This is a genomic window from Cellulophaga algicola DSM 14237, from assembly GCF_000186265.1.
Taxonomy (GTDB): Bacteria; Bacteroidota; Bacteroidia; order Flavobacteriales; family Flavobacteriaceae; genus Cellulophaga; species Cellulophaga algicola.
Genome location: NC_014934.1, coordinates 4156593 through 4182578, shown reverse-complemented (window position 1 = coordinate 4182578; position 25986 = coordinate 4156593). Strand labels below are relative to the sequence as shown.

Genomic DNA, 25986 nt, shown 5'->3' with positions numbered 1-25986 from the left:
ATTATTTTGCGTGGTTTAATGCATATAAGGCAAAACTACCTAACCAATGTGTTCCACTATAATTATCATCTACGATAGCAGGCAAGGAATGTTCTATATGTTTTGTTGCGATATTTTTTAAATGTGTATATTCTGGTAAGCTTTCAGAAATACCATACAAGCACCAAGCCCTGCTAAAATTGAGTCCGTCTAAATGTACCAATTTCCCATCTGTTCTATCTGACACTAGGCCTGGTTCTAATTCAAAATCTGGATCAGTAAGTTCTGGCAAAAAGGTATCAAACCATATTTTAAATTCGTCTGCGGCATAAATTTTACGCATTAGATTGGCTTCTTCTAAACAAGGAGATAAAAAATCGAAACCACTAGGCTCCCAGCTTAAAGGACAATCACTATCATCTTCATAAAAACGAATAGCAGCCTCTTTAATCGCATCCATAAAAACTTCATTCTCTACCGTATTGGCATAATCATAAGCTAATGAAAGACCAAAAGCAGTATTGTTATGTTCCCCTACTCGAATAGGGTAATTAAGTTTAGGAAGAAATTCTGAATAAGAATCAATAATTAAATTTGTTAAAGGTTGCAAATTCTTTTCTAAATCACGCGCTAAAGGATCGTTCCAGGTATGTATTTCTTCTGCTAATTTTAAAATCCAAGCCCAACCATAGGTGCGCTCATACGTGCTATTACCTTCCATTTTAAAATATGCAATTTCTGCTTCTATATGTTCCTTGGAGATATTAGCGATTAGTTTTTCTCTAATAGTCGCAGCCTGATGTAAGGTCGGGAATTGCTTTATCAAAGAAACTAATGACCAGTGACCATGAACAGCAGAATGCCAGTCATAACAACCATAAAATGCAGGGTGTAATACTTTGGGTCCTTGAAGCTGTAGAGCGTCTGAAAGCGATTGATTGAGTTTATTAGGATATTCTACCTGCACACACGCTAAAGGTAAATTCGCTAATCTATTGGCTTGTTTAAATGATAATTCTGGTAATGTTGCAGATTTTACTTCTTCTATTTTTTCTTTTGGTTCTTGTTTACACGAGACCACTACTAAAATAGCGATTGCAAGTAATTGAAATTTTGAGGTCATTTAAAATTTTTTATCAATTAGGGTGTGGATTGAAAGTAAATATAAAGACTTAAAGTCAAAATTTAGGCTATTGCTGCATTAAATAAATCGTTGAATGGTTCTTAGTTTGTGTAGTTCGTCTAAAAAAGTGTCGTTCGTCTAAAAGATAAAAAGACTTTATACTATTTAAAAAAAGTTACTGTTATAATAGTCCCGAATACCTACTTAACCTACTTAATTAAATGAACTGTTTAGAATGTAATAAAGAACTTAGTTATATAGATCATAAAAATTCTTTTGATATTTACGGAGTAGAACTTTGTAAGCAACATAAAGGACGTATGGATAAATTGGTAAATTCCAACAAAACTCCAGCAGAAGCTATTAAACTATACTACGGCTTAAAAGAAATTGGAATCTCCTCTATGCTTGAATGGTGGGATGGAAAAAAATCTGTGGATTTAGCTATTTCGCGTGTAAAATTAAACATCGAGATTGATACAGAATACAATACCATTACCCATGAACAAGCGATAATGGATTTAGAAGAAGCGATGCATTCTTTTAAAAACGGATTCACAACGATTAGAATACCCGATGTCGTCATAAAATATTACCTTAAAGAAACGGTAAAAAATATAGAAGGAATTGTTGAAGGCCTTAAAGTAAATATTAAAACACTTTAGTTAGTAGCTTAAAGGTATGCAGTAAGGTCAATTATAATATCTCTTTTAAATAAATTATATTGAAAAAAAATCAATTGGGTATTACAACTTAATTGATTTTTTTTTAGAATTACCTTAATAGAAAATAGCTTAAATTCATAGTTCACCCTATATAACTTCATATATTTTTCTTTTACACTATGTATAGAGATTTCACTTGTAAGCATTTTAAAACAGTATTATTTAACTTCAAGTATTTCGTAAACTCTAACTAGATCCATATAATTTGGTGAATCTTCATTTCTAATATAAAATTTTTTTGATAATTTCCCCCATCTTATTTCCTTTATTGTATAAGGTCCATATTCCTTCCAATTTTCAGGATTAACGCAATAATATTTTTCTTCGGACTTCTTAATTGCTATATATTTATCATACAGAAATTGATTAACACTATTTATATTATTTAAATCATAATTTGATTTAGATTCGTTAATAAAAAAAACAAATCCGTCTGTACCATCAATTTTAAGTGCCATAATATTCTCATCAAGAAAACCATGTTTAAATAGTAGAGGTTGATTTTTAAAATTTATAATAATACTCTGACTATTAATATAATCCCATGAACCATTATTCACTACTCCATTTTCGATTATTAATAGCTCACTATTCTCCCTAAATATATAAACAATCTTTTTTGATTCTAGCTCGTTTAATGAAATCCAATTCTGGTTTAATAAAAAAGAAAGATCATCAAGTTTCTTACTGTAAGTCTGTATTTTAGGAATAATGTCTGATATATATGCTTTCATCTAAAATTAATAAAATTTAAAATTGTTATTGATTTTCTAAATAATCAATTTTTGTTTCATTCGAAATTAAATCAAACTTATTGAATTCCTTAAAAAGTTCTACGATTGCTTGTATATTATTTTTATCTAGAAGGTATTTAGTATCAAGATTTTTATTATCAAAATATTTTGTTTCTATAAAAATATTATTAATAATTGGAATTCTAGAATTACTATCGTAATAATTAGTAGAAATAATATCTCTTTTTCATTTATTCAAAATAACTAATATAAAAAATTCACTTGAAATACTGTTTACTACATTAAATAAAAAAATATAGACTTTCAATTCTTAAAAATTGATAAACAAAATTCAAGTAAATCTTATTATTTACTTCTATATATAATTAATATAGTACCAAGGTTTCAGTAAGCGTGTCTGTACCTAAATGTTTATCATCTTTATTGTAATACCACGCTCGGACTTTTGGCATCTTGATAGTCCCAACATTTTCTAATCCGCTTAAAAGGATGTATTCCCCATCATTTTTAGACTCATCATGAAAAAATTGATACATCTCCATGGCATAATTAATAGGATCAAAATAGAAATACCAAACATCTTTACCTACACTTTCATCATACGTAACTTTAAGTACCAAGTATTCTTTACCTTTAAATGTTTTTGTATGTACTTTAGGATCTAGATTTGTTCCTTTATCTTTTAATTTCATAGGCAAGCCATATAAATAAGTGTAATAATTCTTCATCATTTTTGTGCGATCGCAGCTCAACTGATGCTTTTTAATATTCTCTTCTGATAGTGTAGTACTTCCGTTTAACTTTAAAGTATAATCTTCTTTGTCTATGGTCTGTTTAATGGTATTATCTGCTGTAGTTGACGTTATCTCAAAGTGTTGTTTTGGTAAATCAATTTCTACTTCGCTATGTCTTTCTTTGCCATCTGGATAGTTCATGGTGATAAATAATTTTCCTTGAAAAACATTCCAAAGGTTGCCTGGGTCGTGATACCCTATTGATTTCTCCAACAATTCAGAAGCTGTAAGGCTTTGTGCTTTTGAAGTTTGTATTCCTATTAAGCATACGAGAATTATAAAATAGTTGTACATTTCTTATTTTTATAGGTAAAAGATAAATTAAAAAATTGGTATGGGATTGATTATCTGTAGTTATAGCAAGAGTGAGGTTCCAAAACATACTCATCCTTAAGCTCTTAACTTAAGATTCTCTATTCCTACTGCATCATTACCCCAACCAACCTTCTCTATCTAAACTTCGGTATTGTATGGCTTCTGCTATATGTGTTCCAGAAACGGCTTCTGCAGCATCTAAATCTGCAATGGTTCTTGCTACTTTCAGAATCCTATCATAAGCTCTCGCTGAAAGATTTAGACGTTCCATAGCATTCTTCAATAATTCTTTTGAGGCATCATCCATTTTACAATACTTGCGGATATGCTTGGTGTTCATTTGTGCGTTGTAATGTACATTGTCCATTTCTTCAAAACGTAAAGTTTGCAACTCTCTAGCCGCAGTTACACGTTTTCTAATTTCTACACTCCCCTCTCCTTTTCGTTCTTCCGATAATTTATCAAAAGGCACAGGAGTCACTTCTATATGAATGTCAATACGATCTAAAAGTGGTCCAGAAATTTTACTTAAATACCGTTGCATTTCTGCTGGTGAAGACGTCACTGGAGCATCTGGATCATTAAAATAGCCACCAGGACTAGGATTCATACTAGCCACCAACATAAAACTACTCGGATACGTAACCGTAAAACGAGCTCTTGAAATTGTCACTTCTCTATCTTCTAAGGGCTGGCGCATGACTTCTAAAACGCCACGTTTAAATTCTGGCAATTCATCTAAAAATAAAACTCCATTGTGAGACAATGATATTTCACCTGGCTGAGGATATGATCCTCCGCCTACAAGGGCAACATCTGAAATAGTATGATGAGGACTCCTAAACGGACGTTGATTCATTAATCCCATATTCTTAGTTTTTCCAACCACACTATGTATTTTCGTAGTTTCTAGTGCTTCATGAAGCGTCATCGGTGGCAAAATAGATGGTAAACGTTTTGCTAACATTGTTTTTCCTGCACCAGGAGGACCTATAAGAATTATATTATGCCCGCCAGCAGCAGCAATTTCCATACAGCGTTTTATACTTTCTTGCCCTTTTACATCAGAGAAATCAAATTCAGGGAAATCTAAGGATTTGTAAAACTCTTTTCGGGTATCAATGATTGTTTGTTCTAATGGTTTTCCTAGATCAAAAAATTCAATAACTTCTTTGATATTCTCCACTCCATAAACTTCTAAATCACTTACTATGGCAGCTTCCCGTGCATTATCTTTTGGAAGGATAAACCCTTTATACCCCTCTTCTTTCGCTTTTATTGCTATTGGTAAAGCTCCTTTTATGGGTTGTAAGCTACCATCTAATGAGATTTCTCCCATGATGATATATTTCTCTATATTATCAGATTTTATTTGTCCTGAGGCTGTTAATATCCCTAATGCTAAAGTAAGGTCATAAGCTGAACCTTCTTTACGCAAATCTGCAGGTGCCATATTAATGGTTAATTTCTTTCCTGGAATTTTGTATCCATTATTCTGTAATGCCGCAGCAATTCTATAATTACTTTCTTTAATGGCATTGTCTGGGAGCCCAACTAGATGATATCCTATTCCTTTATCCACATTGACTTCTACCGTAATAGTTGTAGCCTCTACACCAAAAACAGCACTACCGTAAACCTTTGTAAGCATTTAGATTATTTTCCTTAAAAGTAGGGAAATATTTAGAAATATTGCAATAACCACAGGTACTATCTCTTTATTGTACAATGAATTCTTTCTCTATGTCAACAGGTTTACCTGAAAAAGTAAAACCTTTTATACTTATTATAAATTCTCCTTTTACGTCTGATGTGTAGAAATCAAAATGAGTATCTTTTTTATTTATAATAAATTCAGGATTCCAGTACAATATATGTCTATAATCAGGAATACGAATGGAGTCACTATAATAGGCTTGTCTAAAATATTTTTTCTTAGGAGAAGTAGGATTAATAGTAAATTTAATAGCATCAGAATAATTTGTACTTTTTCCAAAATCCCCATTAAAAGTTTCAATATCAAGAATTCCAGAAAAAATATTTGCTCCTAAAATATATTTCTCTCGCACTATAGTTATACTTTTTATATTTTGAGTATTATAATTTATCAAATCTTTAATCGTATTTAAACGAATACCATCTACTATTAGAAGTGGCTTGTAGCTACCATCTGAATATTGCTCGCCATAGCTTTTGATTTTTAATACTTCGTAACCATTTTGATCATTACTTATCCAAACATCATCAATTATTTCTACTATAGTTTCTTTAAAACTAGGGAACCTCGTAAAATCATCCAGATAATATTTAGCCCCTAAATCACCATAAAAAGGCTTCTTTTTCTGAGATAATATTATGGTGTCTGGCCTTACATTATAGTAAGCATTTTCAATTTGATTATGAATACTTCTATTTACTATATCATCTTTCAGCATAGCGTCTAATTTAATTTTAATAAAGTTTAACTTTCCATAATCAATAGTTTCTTTATTATCAATAGTTACATTAAAGTCTATATCAAATTCATTTATAAGTTCAATCAATCCAAAATTTACTTCTGAGTTGTTATCAAAATCTATTATAAACTTCCCTTGATTATCTGTTTTAAGAGTTTGAAGTTGATAGTTTTTTCCTGGTATATTAAATGTAAAAATTTGATTAGTAATTTTTTCTTTACTCTGATTATTTGTTAAAAAACCACTAATTAATTCCCCTCTCAATTCAGGAATATAAAACTGAGTACTTTGTACTTCTTTCTTTTCAATAGCAGAAGATTTATATTTTTTAAATTTTAAATTTTCTACTTTTTGTACAAAAACAGAATAAGAACCAGAGTCTAAATCAAAATTAGTAGTGCTTACTTTTACATTTACTTTTTGACGTTCTTTAATTATATTTTCATCTAAAGAAATAATTAAATTTTTAGTTAAGTATTCAGTGTCTTTTATAACTAAAAGATCGGTATGCTCCATATTATCAGCTAATTCTAAAATATTTTTTTGACTTTTAAAAGGATTAATAATAAAAATATCATCTTGAAAAAAATTATCAATTCCCCAATTTTTCATCCAATTTGTATACGCAATTAGCTTATAGCCTCCTGTTGTCAGATTTGTTGGTATAAAAAAATCACTGTATCCAGTACCATCTTTTAAAAGTATTTTTTGCTTAATAACGACATTCAAATCTTCATTTACTAATTCAACATAACCTATCTTACTAGCATCGCTAGGTAAATTTTTATCGTTCTTACAGTAAAACTTAAAGAAAAAATTCTCTCCAGATAATAACGTAGAATTACTATAGTGAAGTGTTACTTTTTCTTCCCCAATAGACTTTAGAACCGCTATACTTTCTGGGGTATTATTATCACCAATTACTTGGGCATTAATAGGCATTGAAATTAGAAAAAATACCAAATATTGCAATTTCAATTTATTTAACATATGACACTTTTTAATCAATCCAAAATTCTGGTTTTTCTTTTACTCCTAAGACTGTACAATCAATACATGGTCTATTCACAATTGAATAAACACTTCCTACATAATTGAAACTTGTAAACACATAATTATTAGTTTTCAATAAATTTATCATGTCTCCAATCTCATTGGGTGTAAATTTTAAAGGAGTACAATCAAACGGATAATTAGCTCTCGCTCCAGGTGGAATCACATCATCATAATTAAAAAATATTCTCTTAGAATTTACTGTGGAAACTTCAAAGAAACCAATAACTTTTTCAGCACTATTTTTAGATTTTATATTTCCTGTAATAAAACCTGGTTGTGTCTGTGATAATAAATTATCACTACTTGCAAAATCTTTCAATGTACTGTAAAAACTATTAGCTTCTCTAGATTGAACATATTGATGTACTAAAAGACTATACCTGTTTCTAATACGAAAGTCATTTTTTGAAATAAATTTTAGTTGATAATTAGTAAACCTACTTTCTACTTCTTGTTCAGTACTAATTGTTAGAATTTCATTTGAAAATAACGTATTGTAACATAATGTATTTTGAATACTTTCAGTAATAATTTCTACTTCAGGAGGATTTTCTGAAATAATATTTAGTTTAGAATAACTTACAATTGCAGATTCGATCAAATAAGTTTCCTCATATTCAAATCTAAAATATTTTGCTTTATTCTCAGGATCATAACCATCAATCTTTATTGCAACACCTTCGTTTCCTAATTCATCTACGCTAAACTCTGCTCTTAAATCTTCAATCTTAGCATTAGCTATAGGAGCAACAAAATCAGAGTAATACTGATTGCCATCCTTTGTTGTTACATTTAATTGATAACTTCTTCCTTGAATCACATTAAAAGGCTCATTTGAAATATAATTACCAGAAGTTTCTTCAATAAATTGAAATAAATTATCTAGATTATCTATAACGAACACAGATGCTCCAGTTTCATTTAAATTTGTTGACCCTGCCTCATATGTTCTCGTTAATGTAATTTCATGTTTAGTATTTTTATCAGTGATATTAGCATTTATCACTAATATATTTTCAAAATCCTGAGTATTGACCTCAATAATTTCTGTACAGCCATAATTTAATAAAAGTATGGTGATTAATAAGAATATATAGCTTCTTGATTTCATAATATTCTAGAATTTGAAGTTATAAGTTATTGAAGGAACAGGTATAGAAAAAATTGATGTTTGAACAGCTTTTATTTTATCATCTTGATTTGTAAAATAAACAGAAAAAGGATTACTTCTTCCTAAAACATTATAAACTGAAATTGTCCAAAAACTATGTGCAAACTTTTTAATTCGATGATTTCCTTCAATATTTAATCCGATATCCAACCTAATAAAATCAGGAATTCTATAACTATTCCGATCACTAAACACAACATATTCGTTATCATCATAAACAAAATTACCTACAGGAATAGTAATTGGTCTTCCTGTTTGATACACAAAGTTTGATGAGAAACTAAAGCGCTTTGTAAATTTATAGTTTGCAACAAAACTGATATCATGAGGTTTATCAAAATTTGAAGGAAAAAAATCTCCATTATTTATTTTCTCTTCCTCAAAACTACTATCTAATCTATTAAAAGACCTAGAGTAGGTATACCCTAGCCAGCCATTTAATCTACCTATATTTTTAGAAATAAGAATTTCTACACCATAAGACTTCCCATCTCCCTGTAAAACTTCTGTTTCAATATTTTCATTCATTAATAATTGGGCTCCCGTTTTAAAATCTAAAATATTTTTCGATTTTTTATAAAAACCTTCAATACTTGCTTCATAGTTATTAGAGTTAAAGTTTTTAAATAATCCAAGAGATAATTGTTGACCTGTTTGTGGTTTAATATTTAAATCAGATAATTTCCAAGTATCTACAGGAGAAACTGTTGTATTATTAGATAAACGATGTATATATTGTACAGAGCTAGAATAGCCTGCTTTTAATGACATTTCTTCCGAAAATTTATATCTACTAGAAATTCTAAATTCAGGAAAACCATAAGTTTTTATGACTTCATTATTGCCATAGTTTATCTCTTTAACCACCGTTTCTTCATTTCTTGGTTGATTGTTTTCATATTCTCGTTGGATACTTTTTCCAAGAGATGCAAACATGGAATACCTCAATCCCGCATCTATGGATAAGTCATCTGATAAATCAAAATTTCTTGATATAAATAGACTAGATTCCACCCCTTTATCTTGAGCAATTTCTAATAATTCAATATTCGAATTATTTATAGGTTTGATACTACCAGGGTTAATTCTGTATAATTTGCTTGATATTCCAAAATCTAATTTAAATTTGGGTTTGAACAAATAGTTAGCCTTAAGCTTCACTTCTGTTTCATTTAAGTCATAATTCAAAATAAAATCATTGTTGGCGTCCCCTTCAAAACCTATATTAAATGTATAATTACTTGTATTAATAATAAGTTTTCCAGAACTTTTTTTACTGAATTTATGGTCCCATTTTAAAGAACCTAATCTATTTTTATAGGTGTAAATAGAATCAGTGGTTATGCTATAATCATCTTTACTTGTATAACCTGTAACTTTTATATTGTTATTATCGTTTATTTTATGATTATAGCTAGCAACAAAATCATAGAAAGAGGCACTACTATTTTTCAAGGAAATATCGTCTAGAGATTTTAAAATCCAATTAGAATAAGCCCCACGCCCGCCGATTAAAAGAGAAGATTTTTCTTTAAGAACAGGAATTTCTAACAAAACGTTACTGGTCACAGGTCCTATAGATCCTTCTCCTGAAAATTTATTTGAATTCCCATTCTTTGTTTTAATGTCAAACACAGAAGATAATCGACCTCCAAATTCAGAAGGAATATTTCCTTTATATATTTTAATACTACCAATGGCAAAAGGATTCAATGCTGAGAAAATTCCAAAAAAGTGTTGTGGGTTATAAATTACAGCGTCATCAAACAAAATTAGATTCTGGTCAGTTTTACCTCCTCTAACGTTGAAACCGGTAGATCCCTCTCCTGTTGTAGAAATACCTGGGATTGTTGTTGCAACCTTTAAAACATCTCTCTCTCCTAAAATTATAGGTATATTTTTTGAGTCTTCAATATCTATACCCACAGTTCCACTAATTGTTTCTTCTATATTGACATGGGCATTAGCTTCTACGACTACTTCATTTAACTGTTCAAACCCTTCGTTTAAACTTAGATTTAAGGTACCATCATTATAGACTAGTATTCGTTTCTTAATGTTTTGAACACCCATTGATCTAAACTCTAATATATGTTCACCTATTGGAAGTTTTAAATTATAAAAACCATCAATATCTGTAATTACAATAACCGAAGATTTATCTTCAGTAATAGTCAAATTAGGGATAGGTTCAAGAGTAGTACTGTTTAATATTACACCACTAATTGTGAATATTTTATTCCTTGAGCTATAATTCTGTTTCCCTATTTTGATTGTTTCTATCTCTTTCTTCCCAATATTTTTAGCGTTATTCCTGAGATTCTGAAATGTAATTTGTTTTTCCTCACTATTATTTTCTAGTGCTTCAAAAAAATTATTCGGTAATGTTGAATAGATCAGATTATTTTGAGAAAGAATAATTTTATTCCCTTCAAATAGAAAAAAATTTAGATTGGTCCCTTCTAATACACTGTTTAAAATAGTTGTTATATTTTTTGATTGAAAAGAATAAGAATATTTTTCTACAGCTAACCAATCTTTAACATAATAAAATTTGTAATCTGTTGTTTTTTCAATTTCTATTATAATTTCCTCAAGACTAAGTTTACTTATTTCTAAGCTTAATTTCCCTTCATTTTTTTGAGAAAAAACTGCAACAGTCCAGCAAAAAGATAATAAAAGAATAATTTTTAATCTCTTAGTGTGCATGAAAATTAGTTGATTTTACTGGTTAGTTCTAGAAATAGGTTATAAATAAAAAGTTCTTTGTAATTTTTTTTTAAGGTGTTATTCGCTTGAAAAAACTGTTTTATGAAGATTTTTCTATCAGGATAAATAGAAATTACTTCTTGTTTAGTGTTGAAAGGAATTAATGAATTTTGATAAAATATATAAAACTTATTTTTTAATTTAAATTCATAATATATGTTTTTATTCGTTTTTCCTTGATTGGATTTAAAGTGCTTTTTAAGCAATTGTATATTACTTTTTTTAGATAATACTTCTAAATAACCAACGGTTAAAGAATGTTCAGTATTCTTAAAAATTTTAAAAACTTTTTTTTTGTAGGTAAAACTATCTACGTTATTTTTAATCAACTCAATTAAAAGAGATTCAGATGAATTCTTAGGGTTTAAAATTAATTTATCTTCAAATAAATCATATTTAATTTTTTGATTATAAAAAACATTTCCGTCATAGGTAACATTACCTAAAGCCAGATCTGATGATTCAAAGAACCTATGTTTTTCGTTATTTACTGCATATTCATCAATAAATAAAGGACCTTGATACAACTTTAGGTTTTCTTTACCTAAAATTGAATCATATGCATCATAAATTATTGATTTTTTAAAATTATCTTGGGAATAGTTATACGTAAGACTAAATAGAAATATTGAAAATATAAAATATTTAATATTTGAAGTTTTTAATAAAACACGAAAAAAAAATATATTCATAAAATGAATTAACATAAAGTTTTACAAAAATATTTAAATTTAACAAAAATGACTTCAAAAATCTAATTTATAATTTATTTAACATTTAAGTAATAATAATTTTAATTAAAAAAAATACTTTAAATGACCAGCATAAAAAACTATAAAGGTTTAAAAATTAAAACAGATTCCGCAGTAGCGGTAATCTCTTCCTTATTCATCATCATCTTACGAAACTCTCCGTTTACATACATTTTAGCTTGATCTTGATAATGATTACTAAGCATATTACCCGACTGCCCTGTTGGTAGAATACTAATGCTGTTTTCTACATCTGAAAAATCTATAATTCTCCGTGTAGATGGCCCCGATAACACTTTATATAAGCCGTCTTCTGTGTAAGCAAAGGATAAATTATTTATCACTTCTCTAGTTCCATTCACCTCAAAAGGACCTACATTGAAGAAGTTACGTAATGCTTCTACCTGTCCAATAGGATGTGGATGCTCTATAGAATGTACTTTATTCCAAGTCCAATATTGAGTATCCTCACCCAAGGATTTTTCTAAGGCTGCGTAGGCTTGTTGAAAGGATTTATTTACCATTACTTTTTTTGTTTCTTTTTCAGGAGTACCAATATCATCCCACCAAATAGATTCCCGTTTTTCTGCCATTGGAGCAATTGTTCTTTTAAAAAAGTGTGTTCCTAGAAAGGCTGTAAATTGTTCTTCACTTAACTCATCACTAAACGTATTTTTCATAAAGAAATAAATCCACCGATGATACATTGTCGTTTCTACATTTTCAAGAGTAGCTTCGCCTTGCCATTCTTTTAATTGATGGATTAACTGCTTTTGATTTTCAGAAAGTGCTGATACATCAATTTCATTTATTAAATTACGCACAACAGATGGGTTAATAGCAGAGGTAACATCTGTAATCATTTTGCTTACAGCATCCTTATCCCAATCATTTTTTGGAGCTAGTAATTGTGTAATTCTCTTTGCCCTATTTTCTGGCAAATAATATCCAGGATATATTTTACCCAAAATAGAATCTGGTTGGTTGTTTGCGGAGTACACATAATTCCAAGGCGGGTTAATAGCATGTGGATTTTCTTCAAAATCTAAGTATCGTAATGGTTCTTGTGCGCCAGAACTACCCTCCAATACAAATTTGGTATTTATACTATCCGGCATTTGGTATAACTTAGCTGTTGCAAACCAGGCTATATTCCCTTTGGCATCACCATACATAATATTTAAACCAGGAGCGTGAATCCCAGCTAGCGCTTTTTTAAAATCATTTAACGCATTGGCATGAACAATACTATTAAAAGCATTTAGAGTCTTATTTTCTACTCTGGTATAAACCCAAGACATGGCAATAGGCTTATCTCCCACAATCTGATCTGCAATTCCGTTTAATACGGGGCCATGGATGGTTTTTTTATAGGTAAATGCTACAGCATCCGCATCTTTAACTTTTATGGTCTTTGTTACCGTTTCATAGGTTTTCCAAGCACCTTTATAAGAGTATTTAGTTTTATCTGTAGGATGTTCTTCTTCGTAATAAAAATCAATATCATCATTCTCAAACATCGTTAATCCGTAGGCCAAATTTCTGTCGTGCCCCAGTAACGGAAAGGGTACGCCTGCTAGATGATAGCCGTATTTTTCATAAGTTGGTGTACTCACATGCGCTTCATACCAAACTGAGGGTTGAGAAAATCCAATATGTGGATCATTAGCAAAAATAACTTTCCCATTTTTTGTTTTCTCAGGAGAAAGCACCCAACTGTTACTTCCTTCAAACATGGGTACAGGTAGTTTTTTAAGCGCTTGAAAAGCTATTTCCGAAATGGTATTTTTTAGAATAAAATCATTTTTTGGATAGTTAGCAATCGTGGTTAACGATGGGTCTGCATTAACCTCTAAATCTTTTAGATATTCTGACCCTAATTTTTCTTTGATATTTGTAAGCAGAGGGTCGGTCTTATGCGCCATCGCAAAACTAAATGCCATATAACCAATGGTATTATACACGTCTTTAACCACAAAAGGTGTTTTTTCAATTCCTGTCAAATAGAATTCTACAGGAGTAGGTCCGTTTTCAATAAAAGAGTTTACCCCTTCTAAATAGGCTCTTGTTAGACGAATAGTTTCAGAATTTTCGTCTAAACTAGCTGCTGTCTTTTCTGAAGCTTCATCAATCCCTAAAGAAATAAGAAACTTATCTGTAGGAATCATGTCTTTACCAAATACTTCAGACAGTCTTCCGGGACCTATTCTACGTAAAAGTTCCATTTGCCATAAGCGATCTTGCGCATGTACGTACCCTAAAGTTCTAAAAGCATCTGTTTCAGATTCTCCATAAATATGTGGAATACCATAGGTATCATAATATACACTCACAGCTGATTTTAAATTTTTCAGCTCTTGTTCACCACTGTAATTAGGTTTAAGAGTTATAATAAAAATAACGATTCCGATTACAACAAGTAACAGTAGTGTGATTACAATAAGAAATACTTTTTTTAGCTTTTCCAAAATTTACGATAGATTAAGGAATGAATTTAATCTTTGGAAGTAATTTTTAAAATTATAATAGTCAAATTGATCAAAAATCGTGTTATTCTGTATGATTTAAAGCCCTGAAGTTGGTAAATGTTTTATCCGAAAAAAAATAATATAACTTTAATACAGGATTTTAATTCTCTGGTAAGATTTTTTTAAGCTTAAAGAGTAAGGCACTATTTCTTTCGCTCTTAAATTAAGTAGAAAATATAACTTCAAAAGTAGACCAAAGCTTTAATATGTAAACTTAGGATATTACTTTAGAGTAACTTACACCCCACCTCTTTACTGTAATACTTGAATTATGGTTTTTAATTTTTCTATTTCAATAGGTTTTATAATGTAGTCTGAAATAGCACTAATTTTTTTTGTTCTTTCTATATCCTTAGGGTCTACTGAAGAAGAGACCATATAAATGACTATTTTTTTACCAAGCTTAGGTTTTATTTTCACAAACTCTTCCATAAATTGAAATCCGTCCATTATGGGCATATTTATATCTAATAAAATAATATCAGGAAGTTCTATTTTATCATTTAAGTTCTTTAGCACAAAATTTAATGCTTCTTCTCCATCAGAAAAAGTAATTATTTTAGATGCAAAATCTAATGATTTAATCGTTTTTACAATAGTATATTGGTATATATTATCGTCATCAACAATACATATATTAATTGGATTACTCATTTAAATTAAAATTTATAATGAACGTTGTGCCTTCATTTACAGTGCTTTCTGCCCAGATAGTACCTCCCATTGCTTCAACTTGGGTTTTAGTCATAAACAACCCCACTCCTCTAGCATCAGGATGTCTATGGAAAACTTTATTTAAACCGAACAATTTATGACCATGCTTTTTTAAATCAATACCTAAACCGTTATCTTGGAATTTTAATTCTATTTTTCCATTTGTAATTACTGATATAATAGTAAGTTTTGGAGTGCGGTCTTCAGCTTTGTATTTCATAGCATTACTCACTAAATTAAGAAATATACTCTCTAAATATATTTTGTTGTAATTTATATTTTCAATTTCAGAAAAATCAACTTGGATTGTAATTTCTGATTTAAGAATTTCAGCAGTTAAAATTTCTTTAGTTTTATTCAATATTTCATTAAATGACACTTTTTCAAGTTCTTTTGTCGTGTCATTTTTGGTTTGTAAAGCCTCTATTAAGGTATTGAGTGTTGAAGTAAGATGGTAAATTACGGTTTCTATTTTTTTGAACAAATCCAGTTTTTCACTTTCACTTTCAGATTCCTTATAAAAATCTAATAACGTATTTAAATTACTTACAGGCGCTCGCAAGTTATGTGAAGTAATATGTGTAAAATCTGCTAATTGGGTATTTTGAGCAATTAACTTTTTAGAGAATGCTTCTAAGTTTTCCTTGGCTGCTACGATCTTTTGTTCCACCATTTTTTGTTCGGTAACATCTTGTCCCGTACCTATCATTTCAATAATTTCACCTTTTTCATTTGTGAATACCTCTCCCATAAGTTGAACCGTCTTTATAATACCAGTAACCGTTATAATACGATGTGAGAAACTATCAAATATTTTTTCTTTTGCAGCTTTTTCAAAATATTCAATAACATTTAAGGAGTCTTCAGGATGTACAAAACTTAAGTAAGTTTCAAATTTCAAATCAATTTTTGAGTTATCAAGCTCAAAAATTCGATACAAATTATTAGACCATATGACCTTATCTACAACGGTATCCCATTGCCAATGGCCCATCTGCGCAATTTCTTCTCCTAAAGTTAATAGTTGATTTTTACGTATGAGCGCTACCTCCGATTTTTTTTGTTCGGTAATATCTTGGCAAGTACCTATCATTTCAATAATATTCCCTAAATTATCTCTAATAACTTCTCCAAGAAGCTGAATAGTTTTTACTTTTCCATCACCAGCAATAATGCGATGTGTAAATTTAACAAGACTTTTTTTATTTACTGATTTTTTAAAATATTCTGTAACAATTTCTCTATCATCAGGATGTACAAAGCTAAAATAAGTGTCAAATTTAATAATCTCTATATTTTTATCCAGTTTAAAAATGTTATACAAATTATTAGACCATAGTACCACATCTGCAACTGTATCCCATTGCCAATTTCCCATTAACGTAATCTCTTCCGCAAAATTCAATAATTTGTTTTTTCGCAGCAACTCTCCTTCTGATTTTTTAATTACTGAAATATCTTGAAATATCCCGAATAATCTAGTGCACTTACCCTCAACAAGTTCAGTTTGCCCAATGGCTCTAACCCAAATATTTGCATTATTTTGAGTTACTAATTCTACTTCTATATCAAAAGATTTACCATCTGAAATTGCTTCTTTGACAGATTTTACAACAAGATTTCTACTTTTACCTTCCTTATAAAAATGGATACTGGACGTTAATTGCGGTTCAAAATCATGAGGAACCTCATGTATTTCGCAGACTATAGTACTCCAATAAACTTCATTTTTCAACAAGTCTAATTCCCATGTTCCTATTCGAGAAATTTCGTTCGTTTTTTCTATAATTTCGTCAGTTCTTTTACTTTCAAGCTCATTCTCTTTAACCGCAGTGATATCACCAGTTTGCATGAGAATACCTCCAATTTTTCCATCTAAGTCATACCATGGTCGAACATCCCAATACAGCCATTGCAAAGATCCATCGGCACGTATAAAAGGCTCTTCATTATTGATATCAATGGCTCCCCCTAAGCATCTTTGGTGCATTTTTTTCCAATCTTCGCTTATTTCAGGAAACAAGTCATAATGAGAGCGACCAATAAACTCTTTTCCTTCCATCTTGTAATCTGTAATCCACCGCTTAGAAACCGCCAAGTAACACATATCATTATCTACCATAGCAATAGCCATGGGTGCTTGCTCAATAAAAATTCTGTTATATGCTTCTTTAGTTTCTAAATCTATTTTAAGCTTTGTAAGCGCTAGCATATTCTTGCTTATCACGACTTTGGACAATTCTAATTCTTCATTAATAGCCTGCAATTCTTTATTTTTATAAAGTAGCTGTTTAAATATAGGCCTCATAATAAACGCAGATTCGCCAACTATTATCAGTAGTATACAACTCGCAAAAATCCATAATATATTCATTAATAATTGAAGTTTACTATGAACTTCTTCTTGAAATGTATCTCTTATCAAATCTAAGTTAACACTATAGCTACTTTGAGCCTCGTAAATTTTTTCAAGTTGATTTTTTAATCTATTTGGGTCTAAATCAATTGTTATTGCGCTACTGGAGCTTAACATTTGATTGTAAGAGGATTCGTTTTTTTTTAATAAAGAATCAATAGTTTTATTATTTTCAGAATAATGTTCTAATAAATTTACTTGGGAATTCTTCAATTCATTTGTCAGATTTTTTAGCCTGCTAATGTCTTTAGTTGACATACTATTTGGAGCATTACCAATATGAAGAGCGTCATTTACGATACTTTTACTCATCATATGTTGCTTACCAACTAAATCAATATTTTCTGTTTCAGCATCTAGTAAACTAATAATATGACTAACCACTAAAACTCCTGAAACAATAAGAACTCCGATCGTAATCATGAAAAATAAATACCTACTTATAATTTTTTTTTCTAGCTTTTTCAATAAACAGTACTATTATGGTTAGTTATTAGGCTAATAAGGTATATTATAAACTTATTTTTTTTACAATCGGGGATTTCTTCTTTTTTCAATCTTAGCAATTACAATAAACTACTTTTAACAATCTTTATTATTCGATAGTTGATATTATAAACACTGCGAGAAACGATTATACCTCAAATATATACATAAAATACTTACAATTATTTAATTAGAAAGGAGATCTATCTTCTCTATTATTCTTGCTAATTATTAAAACAATAACAACTTTAGTTTATCATAATTGTAATTGGGGTCCAAATGGTGCTACAGATAATGCTAGAAAGCACCTAGAACTATAAGTTGATTTCTCTACAGGATATCACTTAACACATAAAATAGTTGGCACTTACAATTGGAAAAAAACAAAAGCTTTTTAAATCCTATTTTTAATATTGGTCACTGTAGTTTTACCAGTGATGATTATTTTAGAACACCCGCCCAATGTATGGAAGCGGCAAAAAAGGGTATGTCTTAGCGCTAAGTACTAAAGAGAAAGGTCCTATTTTAGACGCAGAAGCTGTGCATGTATCATTTTTAGAAATTCTTAAAGCGGCTATTGGTCCAAAGCAAAATAAATATTTCTCAATGGTAGTCCAATAAAAGTTTCATTCGTAGATAATTTATAAAATGGGTTAATTAAAATTTAATCTATCCATTTCATATTTTCCTTACATCCCTAAACTCGGTAGCTGTTTAACTTTATGATAGTGCAGCGCAGCCTTAATACAAGATTTTAATTCCCTTACCGGTATCTTTTCCTCTAATTTAAAAATTAAAGCCCTATTCCCTTCATAGGTAAATTGATCTGGAAATACGTCTTTAAATGTAGTTACTAATAGGCTCGTGCATTTAAAATATAGGGCATAGTGTTCTGGAGTTTTCTCTTTCCAGTCCATACGAATAGTACTTCCTTTCTTAGCGATATAACTTGGTTCTCCCCATTTTAGCGTTTCTTCTAATTCCTGCACATCTTCTAGCTCATTTGCAGTTTCTAAAATAAGCTTTCTCAAGGCAAGCATCTTAGGTCTAATATGGTCTGGATACGCCTCAAAAACTAATGCTACTTTTGGATTTTCAAGTAAGATTAGCTGTTCCATTTTTAAGTATTTGTCAAGTTTATTTCAAATTATCTAAGCCTTCTTGAAGCCAGAATTTATAGGTTTCTGTATCGGTATACTGGATAGCAGTATTTAAAACCTCTAATTCCGGCGACAATAATACATAATATGGCTGTGATGCTGCATTAAAATTTAGGGTTTGGAAAGTCCCCCATTTTTGCCCTACTGTTTCAATATGTTTTACACGTCCGGTTTCATACTTGAAATCAAACTGTTCCAAATCTGGTAAGGCTTTACGATCATCTATATATAATGATATTAATACATAATTATCATTTATAAGTTTAAACACTTCTGGATTACTCCATACATTTTCTTCCATTTTACGGCAGTTGACACAAGCCCAACCGGTAAAATCTAATAAAATTGGCTTATTCACCTCTTTAGCATAAGCTAAACCATCCTCAAAATCTTTAAAACAATTTATCCCTAAAGGGCAATCGCTTTCTTGTTCAAAAACGCTATAAAATTCTGGTGGCGGAAATCCGCTTAATAATTTTAAATTGGTTGTTTTTGTTACTCCTAACCCTAAATAAAGAACAAAGGCAGCGCTCACAAAAGCTAACATTTTACGGAGGCCTGATAGTTTTTGTTTTGGACCATCATGAGGGAAACGTAAAATACCAAATAGATATAGTGTTAATAAGATAAATAATACAATCCAGATTCCAATAAAAAGTTCGCGCTTAAGAAATCCCCAATTGCCTACCAAATCTGCGTTTGATAAGAATTTTAATGCCAAAGCTAACTCAAGAAAGCCAAGAACTACTTTAACGGTAGTCATCCATCCGCCCGATTTAGGTAGCGAATTTAACCATGCAGGGAATAAGGCAAATAAAGCAAACGGTAAGGCTAATGCGGTTCCAAATCCTAACATACCGGTAGATAGGTTTGTTGCAACATCACCATCTGCCAAAGCGGTACTTCCTAGGAGTCCGCCTAAAATAGGCCCTGTACACGAAAAAGAAACGATAGCTAAAGTTACCGCCATGAAAAATATCCCTAATACTCCTCCTGCTTTAGAAGAAGCATTATCCATTTTATTAGCCCATGAACTTGGTAAGGTTAATTCATAATACCCAAAGAATGAAAAAGCAAAAAATACAAAGATTGCGAAGAATACGATGTTAAGCCAAACATTGGTTGCTATGGTATTTAGTATTTGAGAGTCTACCGAGTCAAACAAATGAAAAGGCAAGCTCAGTAAAAAATAGATTAGAACAATAAAAAAACCATATAAAATAGCATTGGTAATCCCTTTGCTTTTAGTTCCCGATTGTTTTGTAAAAAATGATACTGTTAGCGGTATCATAGGAAATACGCAAGGCGTAAGCAAAGCAATTAATCCGCCTAAAAAACCAAGTCCAAAAATCATTAATAAGCCTGAAGGACCACTCACACTATCTACAGTACCTTCTGTTAATTTCTCTTTATTCTTAAGGTCTAAAATTAATTCTTCGCTCAGTATTACACTGCGTTCATCTACCGTTTTTTCTTCTAAATTTACGGGTCCACCATCTAAGGCAAAAATAAAATCTTGTTCCCCTGGAATACAAACATCCTTACATACTTGGTAATATAAGAGTACATTTACCTGAGTTACTGTTGGATTTAAAAGTTTAATTTTTTGTGTGAAAACAAGTTTCTCTTTGAAATACGTTTCATCAACTTCAAAAATATCACTATACTCGGTAGTTGTTTCACTTTCGGTTACTGCACCTATAAGTTCATAATCTTGATTAGCCTTCTCAAAAACAAATTCACTGGGTTGCGAACCTCCTTCTGCTGTATGTTGAGAATACACATGCCAATCTTTAAAAATATCAGCTTTTATTATTAATTCAAATTCTGTGTCAGAGATTTTGTTTAACTCTTGTTCCCATAAAACAGGCTCTTCGTCTGTCTGAGAAAATCCTAAAAAAACATTGAAAAATGTCAGGAAAACTATTATATTTTTAATCATTGTACTAGGCTGAATTTTAATATTTTATCTGTCTTTTTTGATACTTTAAATCGATCATCCGCTCTTTTACCAATCACCCAAACTATAGCATCTTCACTGCAAAGTAACCATTGTTGTTCTTTTTGAAATTGACTGAACTTCTCGTCTTTAAAGTATTTGCTCAACTTCTTTACTCCTTTCATTCCGAAAGGATAAAAATAGTCGCCCGTTTTATATTTTCTTACAGTTAACGGAAACTTTAAGTGGTTCTTATCTACGTATAACGTATCTATGCCCGTAGTTGTTATTTCTGACACCACTTCAATTTTAATAGACACAGGTTCTGTAACCGAATTACATTCTTCTTCGATTTCAAAAATATCGCTTGAAATAGATTGCACCCCCTTTAAATACAGATTATCTCTATCTTTAAGCAGGCGGTGGCTAACCGAGTGCAATTCTTTTCCACTCATAGCCGATAATAAAGCTATAAGTGCTTCAGCATCTGAAAACCCAAATGGTTTAAATAAGTGATACACCAAAGACTCTAAGGCATTCTGCTTTTTAAGCGCAGCAATAGACACTACAAAACCATCCCCATCTTTTTTGAAAAGAGTGGCACGTAGCTCTTGTATATGATGGTTTAATAGACTTGCCGTTTCAGCTAAATGCTGTTGACTTTGCAAAAAATTAGGTAAGAAGGAAGGATGTAATTCTTTTAAATGCGGAACAATTTTATGCCTTATTTTATTCCGTAAATACTTGGTTTCTTGATTACTTTTATCTTCCCTCCAAGAAATAGTAAAGCGATGTGCATAGTCCAAGATCTGTTCCCTAGAAAATAGTAAAAGCGGTCTAGCAATAGTAGGTGTTCTTTCAGGAATACCCGTCAAACCATCAATACCTGTTCCTCTAGAAAGGTTGATTAAAAATGTCTCTAAGCTATCATCTGCATGGTGTGCAGTAACTAGCGTTGGTATTTTATGTTTTGATTGTAGCTCAGAGAACCAAGCATACCTCAGTTCTCGTGCAGCAATTTGTAAGGATACCTTATGCGTATTCATATACTGTGCAGTATCAAAACTAGTCACATAAAAAGGAATTTTAAAATCTGCCGCAAGTAATTTTACAAAAGCTTCATCTGCATCACTTTCCAGACCTCTTAAGTTAAAATTACAATGAGCTAAAGAAAATTCTAGACCTATGGCTTTACATAAATGAACAAGTATTACACTATCAATACCCCCACTGCATGCCAATAAAAAATGTTTATTTTTTAGCTCAGGAAAACGCTCGTTAATATGTGATTTAAATTGTTCTTGCACAGTTACAAAAGTACATAAGAAAAACGAAGTCTATAGGTTCTCTAGCATCAATTATCTTCAAGCACTTGACGCATTGCTTTTGCTTTAAGTAAACACTCTTGGTATTCATTTTCAGGAGTTGCTTTTGCCGTAATAGCACTACCCACAGAAAAAGAAATATATTTTTTAGATTGGTTGTAAAGAATACTACGGATGACTACATTAAAATCAAAATCTCCCTCAGGAGTAAAATAGCCTACCGAACCACTATACAATCCTCTTTTAAAAGCTTCTAATTCTTCAATAATTTTCATAGCAGATACTTTAGGGGCACCTGTCATGCTTCCCATAGGAAAACTGTCTTTAATAATAGCTACCGGACTCTTAGCTGTATCTACATGTGCAATTACGGTAGATATCATTTGATGTACTTGATCAAAAGTATACACTTTGCAGAGTTCCTCTACCGTTACTGTTCCTTTAATTGCGCTCTTAGACAAATCATTGCGGACCAAATCTACAATCATTATATTTTCTGCCCTTTCTTTCTCATCCTGCGCTAAACGCTCTTTGAGTTTATCATCTTCCTCTTTATTTATAGCTCTTTTAGCCGTACCTTTTATAGGCTGAGAAATAAGTTTAGACCCCATTTTCTTTAAATACCGCTCAGGAGAGGCACACATAAGATACTTATCATCTAATTTTAGGAATGTGGCAAAAGGTGCCTTTGAGATGTCATTTAGTTTCTGATAGACTTTTACGGGATTAATCGCATAATTCTCGGCATAGAATTCTTGACAGAAATTAGCTTCATAAATAGCTCCACGTTTAATATGGTCAAGCATTTTAGTTACTTTACTAAAATACTCATCCTTAAAAATTCGCATTTTAATATGGATATCTTTTACAGAACGCTGCAAATTATCCTCTAGACTAGGTAGTTTTTTAATGATTGTCTGATAATCTTCTTCAATCTCATCATCCACCATATTCAAATAATCAAACTCTAAGGAATCACCCTTAATTTTTATTATTTTCTTGGGTTGAAAAAAATATAACTCAGGAAACTCAACACCATCAAAGTTCGTAGATTCTAGCTTTTCTACATTATTTTTTAGATCGTACGTCAAATATCCAAAAATCCAATCTTTGGTTTGCTCTTGATAGGTTTTTAAATCTTCAAAAGCATTTTTATGATCTGTTTTTATAGAGGTTAATGCATCAACAGCGATAAGCGCATCAAAAGAATCATACTTCTGTTTGTGCGTATTACTATCTAGCCAAACAACTTCATAATACTGTTGCGCCCATTGTAACATGGAATCTTTTAGAAAAGGTAAATCCTTAAAGGAGTACGTAATTTTTTTTCGCAATACTTAAGATAGTTTAGCTAAAAATTGGTTTAAGGCTTCTTGGTGTTGTTTTGCTAGGTCAGCATCAACAATTCCTTTTACTTCATCAAAATTTTCTTGAAATGAAGGAAGAGAAAATGTAGCTGCAACCGTAGCTCCAAAGCGTGGCAATAGATTCGTTATAATTTCTAAAGCACTCATCCCTCCTCTTTTTCCTGGAGAAGTAGCCATTAGGAATATTTCAGTTTCAGTCAAAAACGTTTTGTCAACTCTAGACAACCAATCCAAAAGATTTTTAAAATAAGCAGAAGGATTACTGTTATGCTCGTTCACAGAAATAATTAAACCAGCGGCAGATTTAATTTCACTATTAAATTCTACAAGTGAATTGATAAATCCATTATTTTTTTCTTCATCAACACTATATAAAGGAAAAGGATAATTGGCTAAATTAATAAGTTGTACCTCTTTATCTTCTACTAAACTAGCAGTATACTGTACTAATTTATAATTTATAGACGAAGATGAATTACTTCCTGCAAAAGCTAAAATTGTCGACATGCATTTTATTTTAGGGTTATTACAACGAAAATAAAGTAAATAGTACCAACATGTCTAAAAATTAGCTAATTTTGCGGCACTAAACATCTAAAATTACTGTTTAACAAGTATATACAGTAAATTATTTATGAAATGATAAATAAACCAGATAGACTTTACTTTATTGATGCCATGCGCGCATGGGCAATATTAATGATGCTACAAGGACATTTTGTAGATGGTTTACTAGATAATGCTTTTAGAGACACTTCTCACTTAGGCTACACTATTTGGCTTTATTTTAGAGGTATCACAGCCCCTGTATTCTTTACGGTATCAGGTTTTATTTTTACTTTTCTTTTAACTAAAGGCGATAAAACAGGCTTTAGTAATCCTAGAGTTGCCAAAGGAATTAAGCGTGGTCTGCAATTACTCTTTATTGGGTATTTGTTGCGATTAAATTTTTGGGGTTTATTAATAGGTCATATTTATGATGCATTTTATTTAATTGATGTACTACACTGCATTGGTTTATCGCTATTAGGAATTATAGCGCTTTATGTTGTAACCGAAAAGAGAAAATTCCTATTCCCAGTAGCATTAATGACTATAACCATCTTGCTTTTTATTTTTGAACCTAATTATAGCAAATGGACACACGCCTATTTACCAGAAACCTTTGCAAATTACTTTACGAGATCAAATGGTTCTGTATTTACAATCTTCCCATGGTTTGGTTACGCTACATGTGGGGCATTTTTATCTTTACTATTCGCTAAATTTAAAAAGGCAAAGTATTTATATCCAGGGGCTATAACCATAGCGGTACTTCTTGGTTTTGGATTACTATTTGGTTCTTCTCCTGTATTTTTATACCTCGCTGAAACAACTAAAGTTCAGTTATTTGCAGATGTATTCTTTAATAATTATTTATTTATTCGTTTAGGAGATGTATTTCTAGTCTTTGCAATATTTATGATACTGCGAAAATTTATGACCAATAGTACGTTACTTAAAATGGGACAGAGTACCTTGTCTATATATGTTGTTCATTATATAATACTGTACGGTAGTTTTATAGGATTAGGTTTGTACTACTTTTTAAATCATACGCTCTCACCTACTATTATTATACCAGGTGCTATTGCTTTTATGATTGCCTGTACCTTTTTAGCATTGCAATATGAAAAGCGTAAAGTAGTTATTAAAGCTGCGATAGGCACTAAAGCAAAACAAGTAGGCGCTATAGCAGCACCATGGACTTCTTTTGGTTTAAAATTGAGTAAGCATCTTTTTGTAAAATTAAGAACGGCTACCCTTAAGTTATTTAGACTGGTTAAAGATTAATCTCACATTTTTTTTCGCATAACAATTTCTATTATCTTCACTTTTTTATAAAAAAAAAATATATGAGTGAAGAGACATATTCTCCTATTGCAGTAGATCTAGAAAAAGATAAAAATTACGGATGGTGTACCTGCAGCCATAGTAGTAATCAACCATTTTGTGATGGTTCTCATAAAGCACATAATGCAACACCTTCTCTGAGATTTTCAGTAGAAGAAGACAAAAAAGCTTATTTGTGTACGTGTAAAAAAACAAGTAACCCTCCGTATTGCGATGGTACTCACAAAAATTTATAGTATAAAAAAACCATCTAATTAGATGGT

Annotated in this window: 20 protein-coding genes; 4 read left to right on the top strand and 16 right to left on the bottom strand. The window is 30.8% G+C overall.

Translation table 11 applies throughout. From position 1 onward, the window contains the following. Position 1: 1 nt before the first annotated feature. On the bottom strand, positions 2-1102 hold the full coding sequence (locus CELAL_RS18200) for a DUF2891 domain-containing protein (RefSeq protein ID WP_013552360.1): 1101 nt from the start codon (positions 1100-1102) through the stop codon (positions 2-4). 221 nt (positions 1103-1323) lie between these two features. Here CELAL_RS18200 and CELAL_RS18195 point away from each other — a divergent pair, with 221 nt between their 5' ends. Then, positions 1324-1767, top strand: coding sequence for a hypothetical protein (locus tag CELAL_RS18195; protein ID WP_013552359.1), 444 nt, complete (start codon positions 1324-1326; stop codon positions 1765-1767). A gap of 218 nt (positions 1768-1985) precedes the next feature. On the opposite strand, the gene CELAL_RS21655 is transcribed toward CELAL_RS18195, so the two are convergent. The 10 genes from CELAL_RS21655 to CELAL_RS18140 all read right to left on the bottom strand — a co-directional run bounded on the left by CELAL_RS21655 (position 1986) and on the right by CELAL_RS18140 (position 18021). Then, positions 1986-2561, bottom strand: a complete 576-nt coding sequence (locus tag CELAL_RS21655) for a hypothetical protein (RefSeq protein WP_013552357.1) — start codon at positions 2559-2561, stop codon at positions 1986-1988. Positions 2562-2947: 386 nt separating this feature from the next. Beyond that, entirely contained in the window at positions 2948-3670 is a 723-nt protein-coding gene (locus CELAL_RS18180) for a DUF6503 family protein (RefSeq protein WP_013552356.1), read from the bottom strand. A gap of 136 nt (positions 3671-3806) precedes the next feature. Further along, positions 3807-5342, bottom strand: coding sequence for a YifB family Mg chelatase-like AAA ATPase (locus CELAL_RS18175; RefSeq protein WP_013552355.1), 1536 nt, complete (start codon positions 5340-5342; stop codon positions 3807-3809). Between the two features lie 67 nt (positions 5343-5409). Continuing rightward, entirely contained in the window at positions 5410-7137 is a 1728-nt protein-coding gene (locus CELAL_RS18170) for a hypothetical protein (protein ID WP_013552354.1), read from the bottom strand. A 10-nt stretch (positions 7138-7147) separates the two neighbouring features. Then, on the bottom strand, positions 7148-8314 hold the full coding sequence (locus CELAL_RS18165) for a DUF4249 domain-containing protein (RefSeq protein WP_013552353.1): 1167 nt from the start codon (positions 8312-8314) through the stop codon (positions 7148-7150). 6 nt (positions 8315-8320) lie between these two features. Next, complete coding sequence (locus CELAL_RS18160; RefSeq protein ID WP_013552352.1) at positions 8321-11083, bottom strand: TonB-dependent receptor; 2763 nt, start codon at positions 11081-11083, stop codon at positions 8321-8323. Between the two features lie 5 nt (positions 11084-11088). Beyond that, positions 11089-11835 carry a hypothetical protein gene (locus tag CELAL_RS18155; protein WP_148229705.1) on the bottom strand — a complete coding sequence of 249 codons (747 nt, stop codon included), beginning with the start codon at positions 11833-11835 and terminating at the stop codon, positions 11089-11091. A gap of 140 nt (positions 11836-11975) precedes the next feature. Next, positions 11976-14363 (bottom strand): penicillin acylase family protein, encoded by a 2388-nt coding sequence (locus tag CELAL_RS18150; RefSeq protein WP_013552350.1) that lies wholly within the window; start codon positions 14361-14363, stop codon positions 11976-11978. Positions 14364-14675: 312 nt separating this feature from the next. Then, positions 14676-15077: a response regulator gene (locus CELAL_RS18145; protein WP_013552349.1), complete on the bottom strand. Its 402-nt coding sequence runs from the start codon at positions 15075-15077 to the stop codon at positions 14676-14678. After that, positions 15070-18021, bottom strand: coding sequence for a PAS domain-containing sensor histidine kinase (locus CELAL_RS18140; protein WP_041557801.1), 2952 nt, complete (start codon positions 18019-18021; stop codon positions 15070-15072). The genes CELAL_RS18145 and CELAL_RS18140 overlap by 8 nt, the downstream gene beginning before the upstream one ends. 480 nt (positions 18022-18501) lie before the next feature. On the opposite strand from CELAL_RS18140, the gene CELAL_RS22410 reads away from it, so the two are divergent. Continuing rightward, positions 18502-18660 carry a hypothetical protein gene (locus tag CELAL_RS22410; RefSeq protein WP_013552347.1) on the top strand — a complete coding sequence of 53 codons (159 nt, stop codon included), beginning with the start codon at positions 18502-18504 and terminating at the stop codon, positions 18658-18660. Positions 18661-18728: 68 nt separating this feature from the next. Here the strand turns inward: CELAL_RS22410 and CELAL_RS18135 are convergent, their stop codons facing one another. Genes CELAL_RS18135 through CELAL_RS18115 form a run of 5 tightly spaced genes read right to left on the bottom strand, consistent with a single transcriptional unit; the run spans position 18729 to position 24337 of the window. After that, positions 18729-19157, bottom strand: coding sequence for a DUF1801 domain-containing protein (locus tag CELAL_RS18135; protein WP_013552346.1), 429 nt, complete (start codon positions 19155-19157; stop codon positions 18729-18731). 19 nt (positions 19158-19176) lie between these two features. After that, positions 19177-21141, bottom strand: a complete 1965-nt coding sequence (locus CELAL_RS18130; RefSeq protein WP_013552345.1) for a protein-disulfide reductase DsbD family protein — start codon at positions 21139-21141, stop codon at positions 19177-19179. Beyond that, entirely contained in the window at positions 21138-22445 is a 1308-nt protein-coding gene (gene tilS / locus CELAL_RS18125; protein WP_013552344.1) for a tRNA lysidine(34) synthetase TilS, read from the bottom strand. The genes CELAL_RS18130 and tilS overlap by 4 nt, the downstream gene beginning before the upstream one ends. A 47-nt stretch (positions 22446-22492) precedes the next feature. Further along, positions 22493-23797: an anthranilate synthase component I family protein gene (locus CELAL_RS18120; RefSeq protein WP_013552343.1), complete on the bottom strand. Its 1305-nt coding sequence runs from the start codon at positions 23795-23797 to the stop codon at positions 22493-22495. Between the two features lie 3 nt (positions 23798-23800). Then, positions 23801-24337, bottom strand: a complete 537-nt coding sequence (locus tag CELAL_RS18115; RefSeq protein WP_013552342.1) for an NADPH-dependent FMN reductase — start codon at positions 24335-24337, stop codon at positions 23801-23803. A gap of 132 nt (positions 24338-24469) precedes the next feature. Between CELAL_RS18115 and CELAL_RS18110 the strand changes: the two genes are divergently transcribed. Together CELAL_RS18110 and CELAL_RS18105 are read left to right on the top strand one after the other, a co-directional pair. Then, entirely contained in the window at positions 24470-25663 is a 1194-nt protein-coding gene (locus CELAL_RS18110) for a heparan-alpha-glucosaminide N-acetyltransferase domain-containing protein (RefSeq protein WP_013552341.1), read from the top strand. 62 nt (positions 25664-25725) lie between these two features. Beyond that, positions 25726-25959: a CDGSH iron-sulfur domain-containing protein gene (locus CELAL_RS18105; RefSeq protein ID WP_013552340.1), complete on the top strand. Its 234-nt coding sequence runs from the start codon at positions 25726-25728 to the stop codon at positions 25957-25959. Positions 25960-25986: the final 27 nt, after the last annotated feature.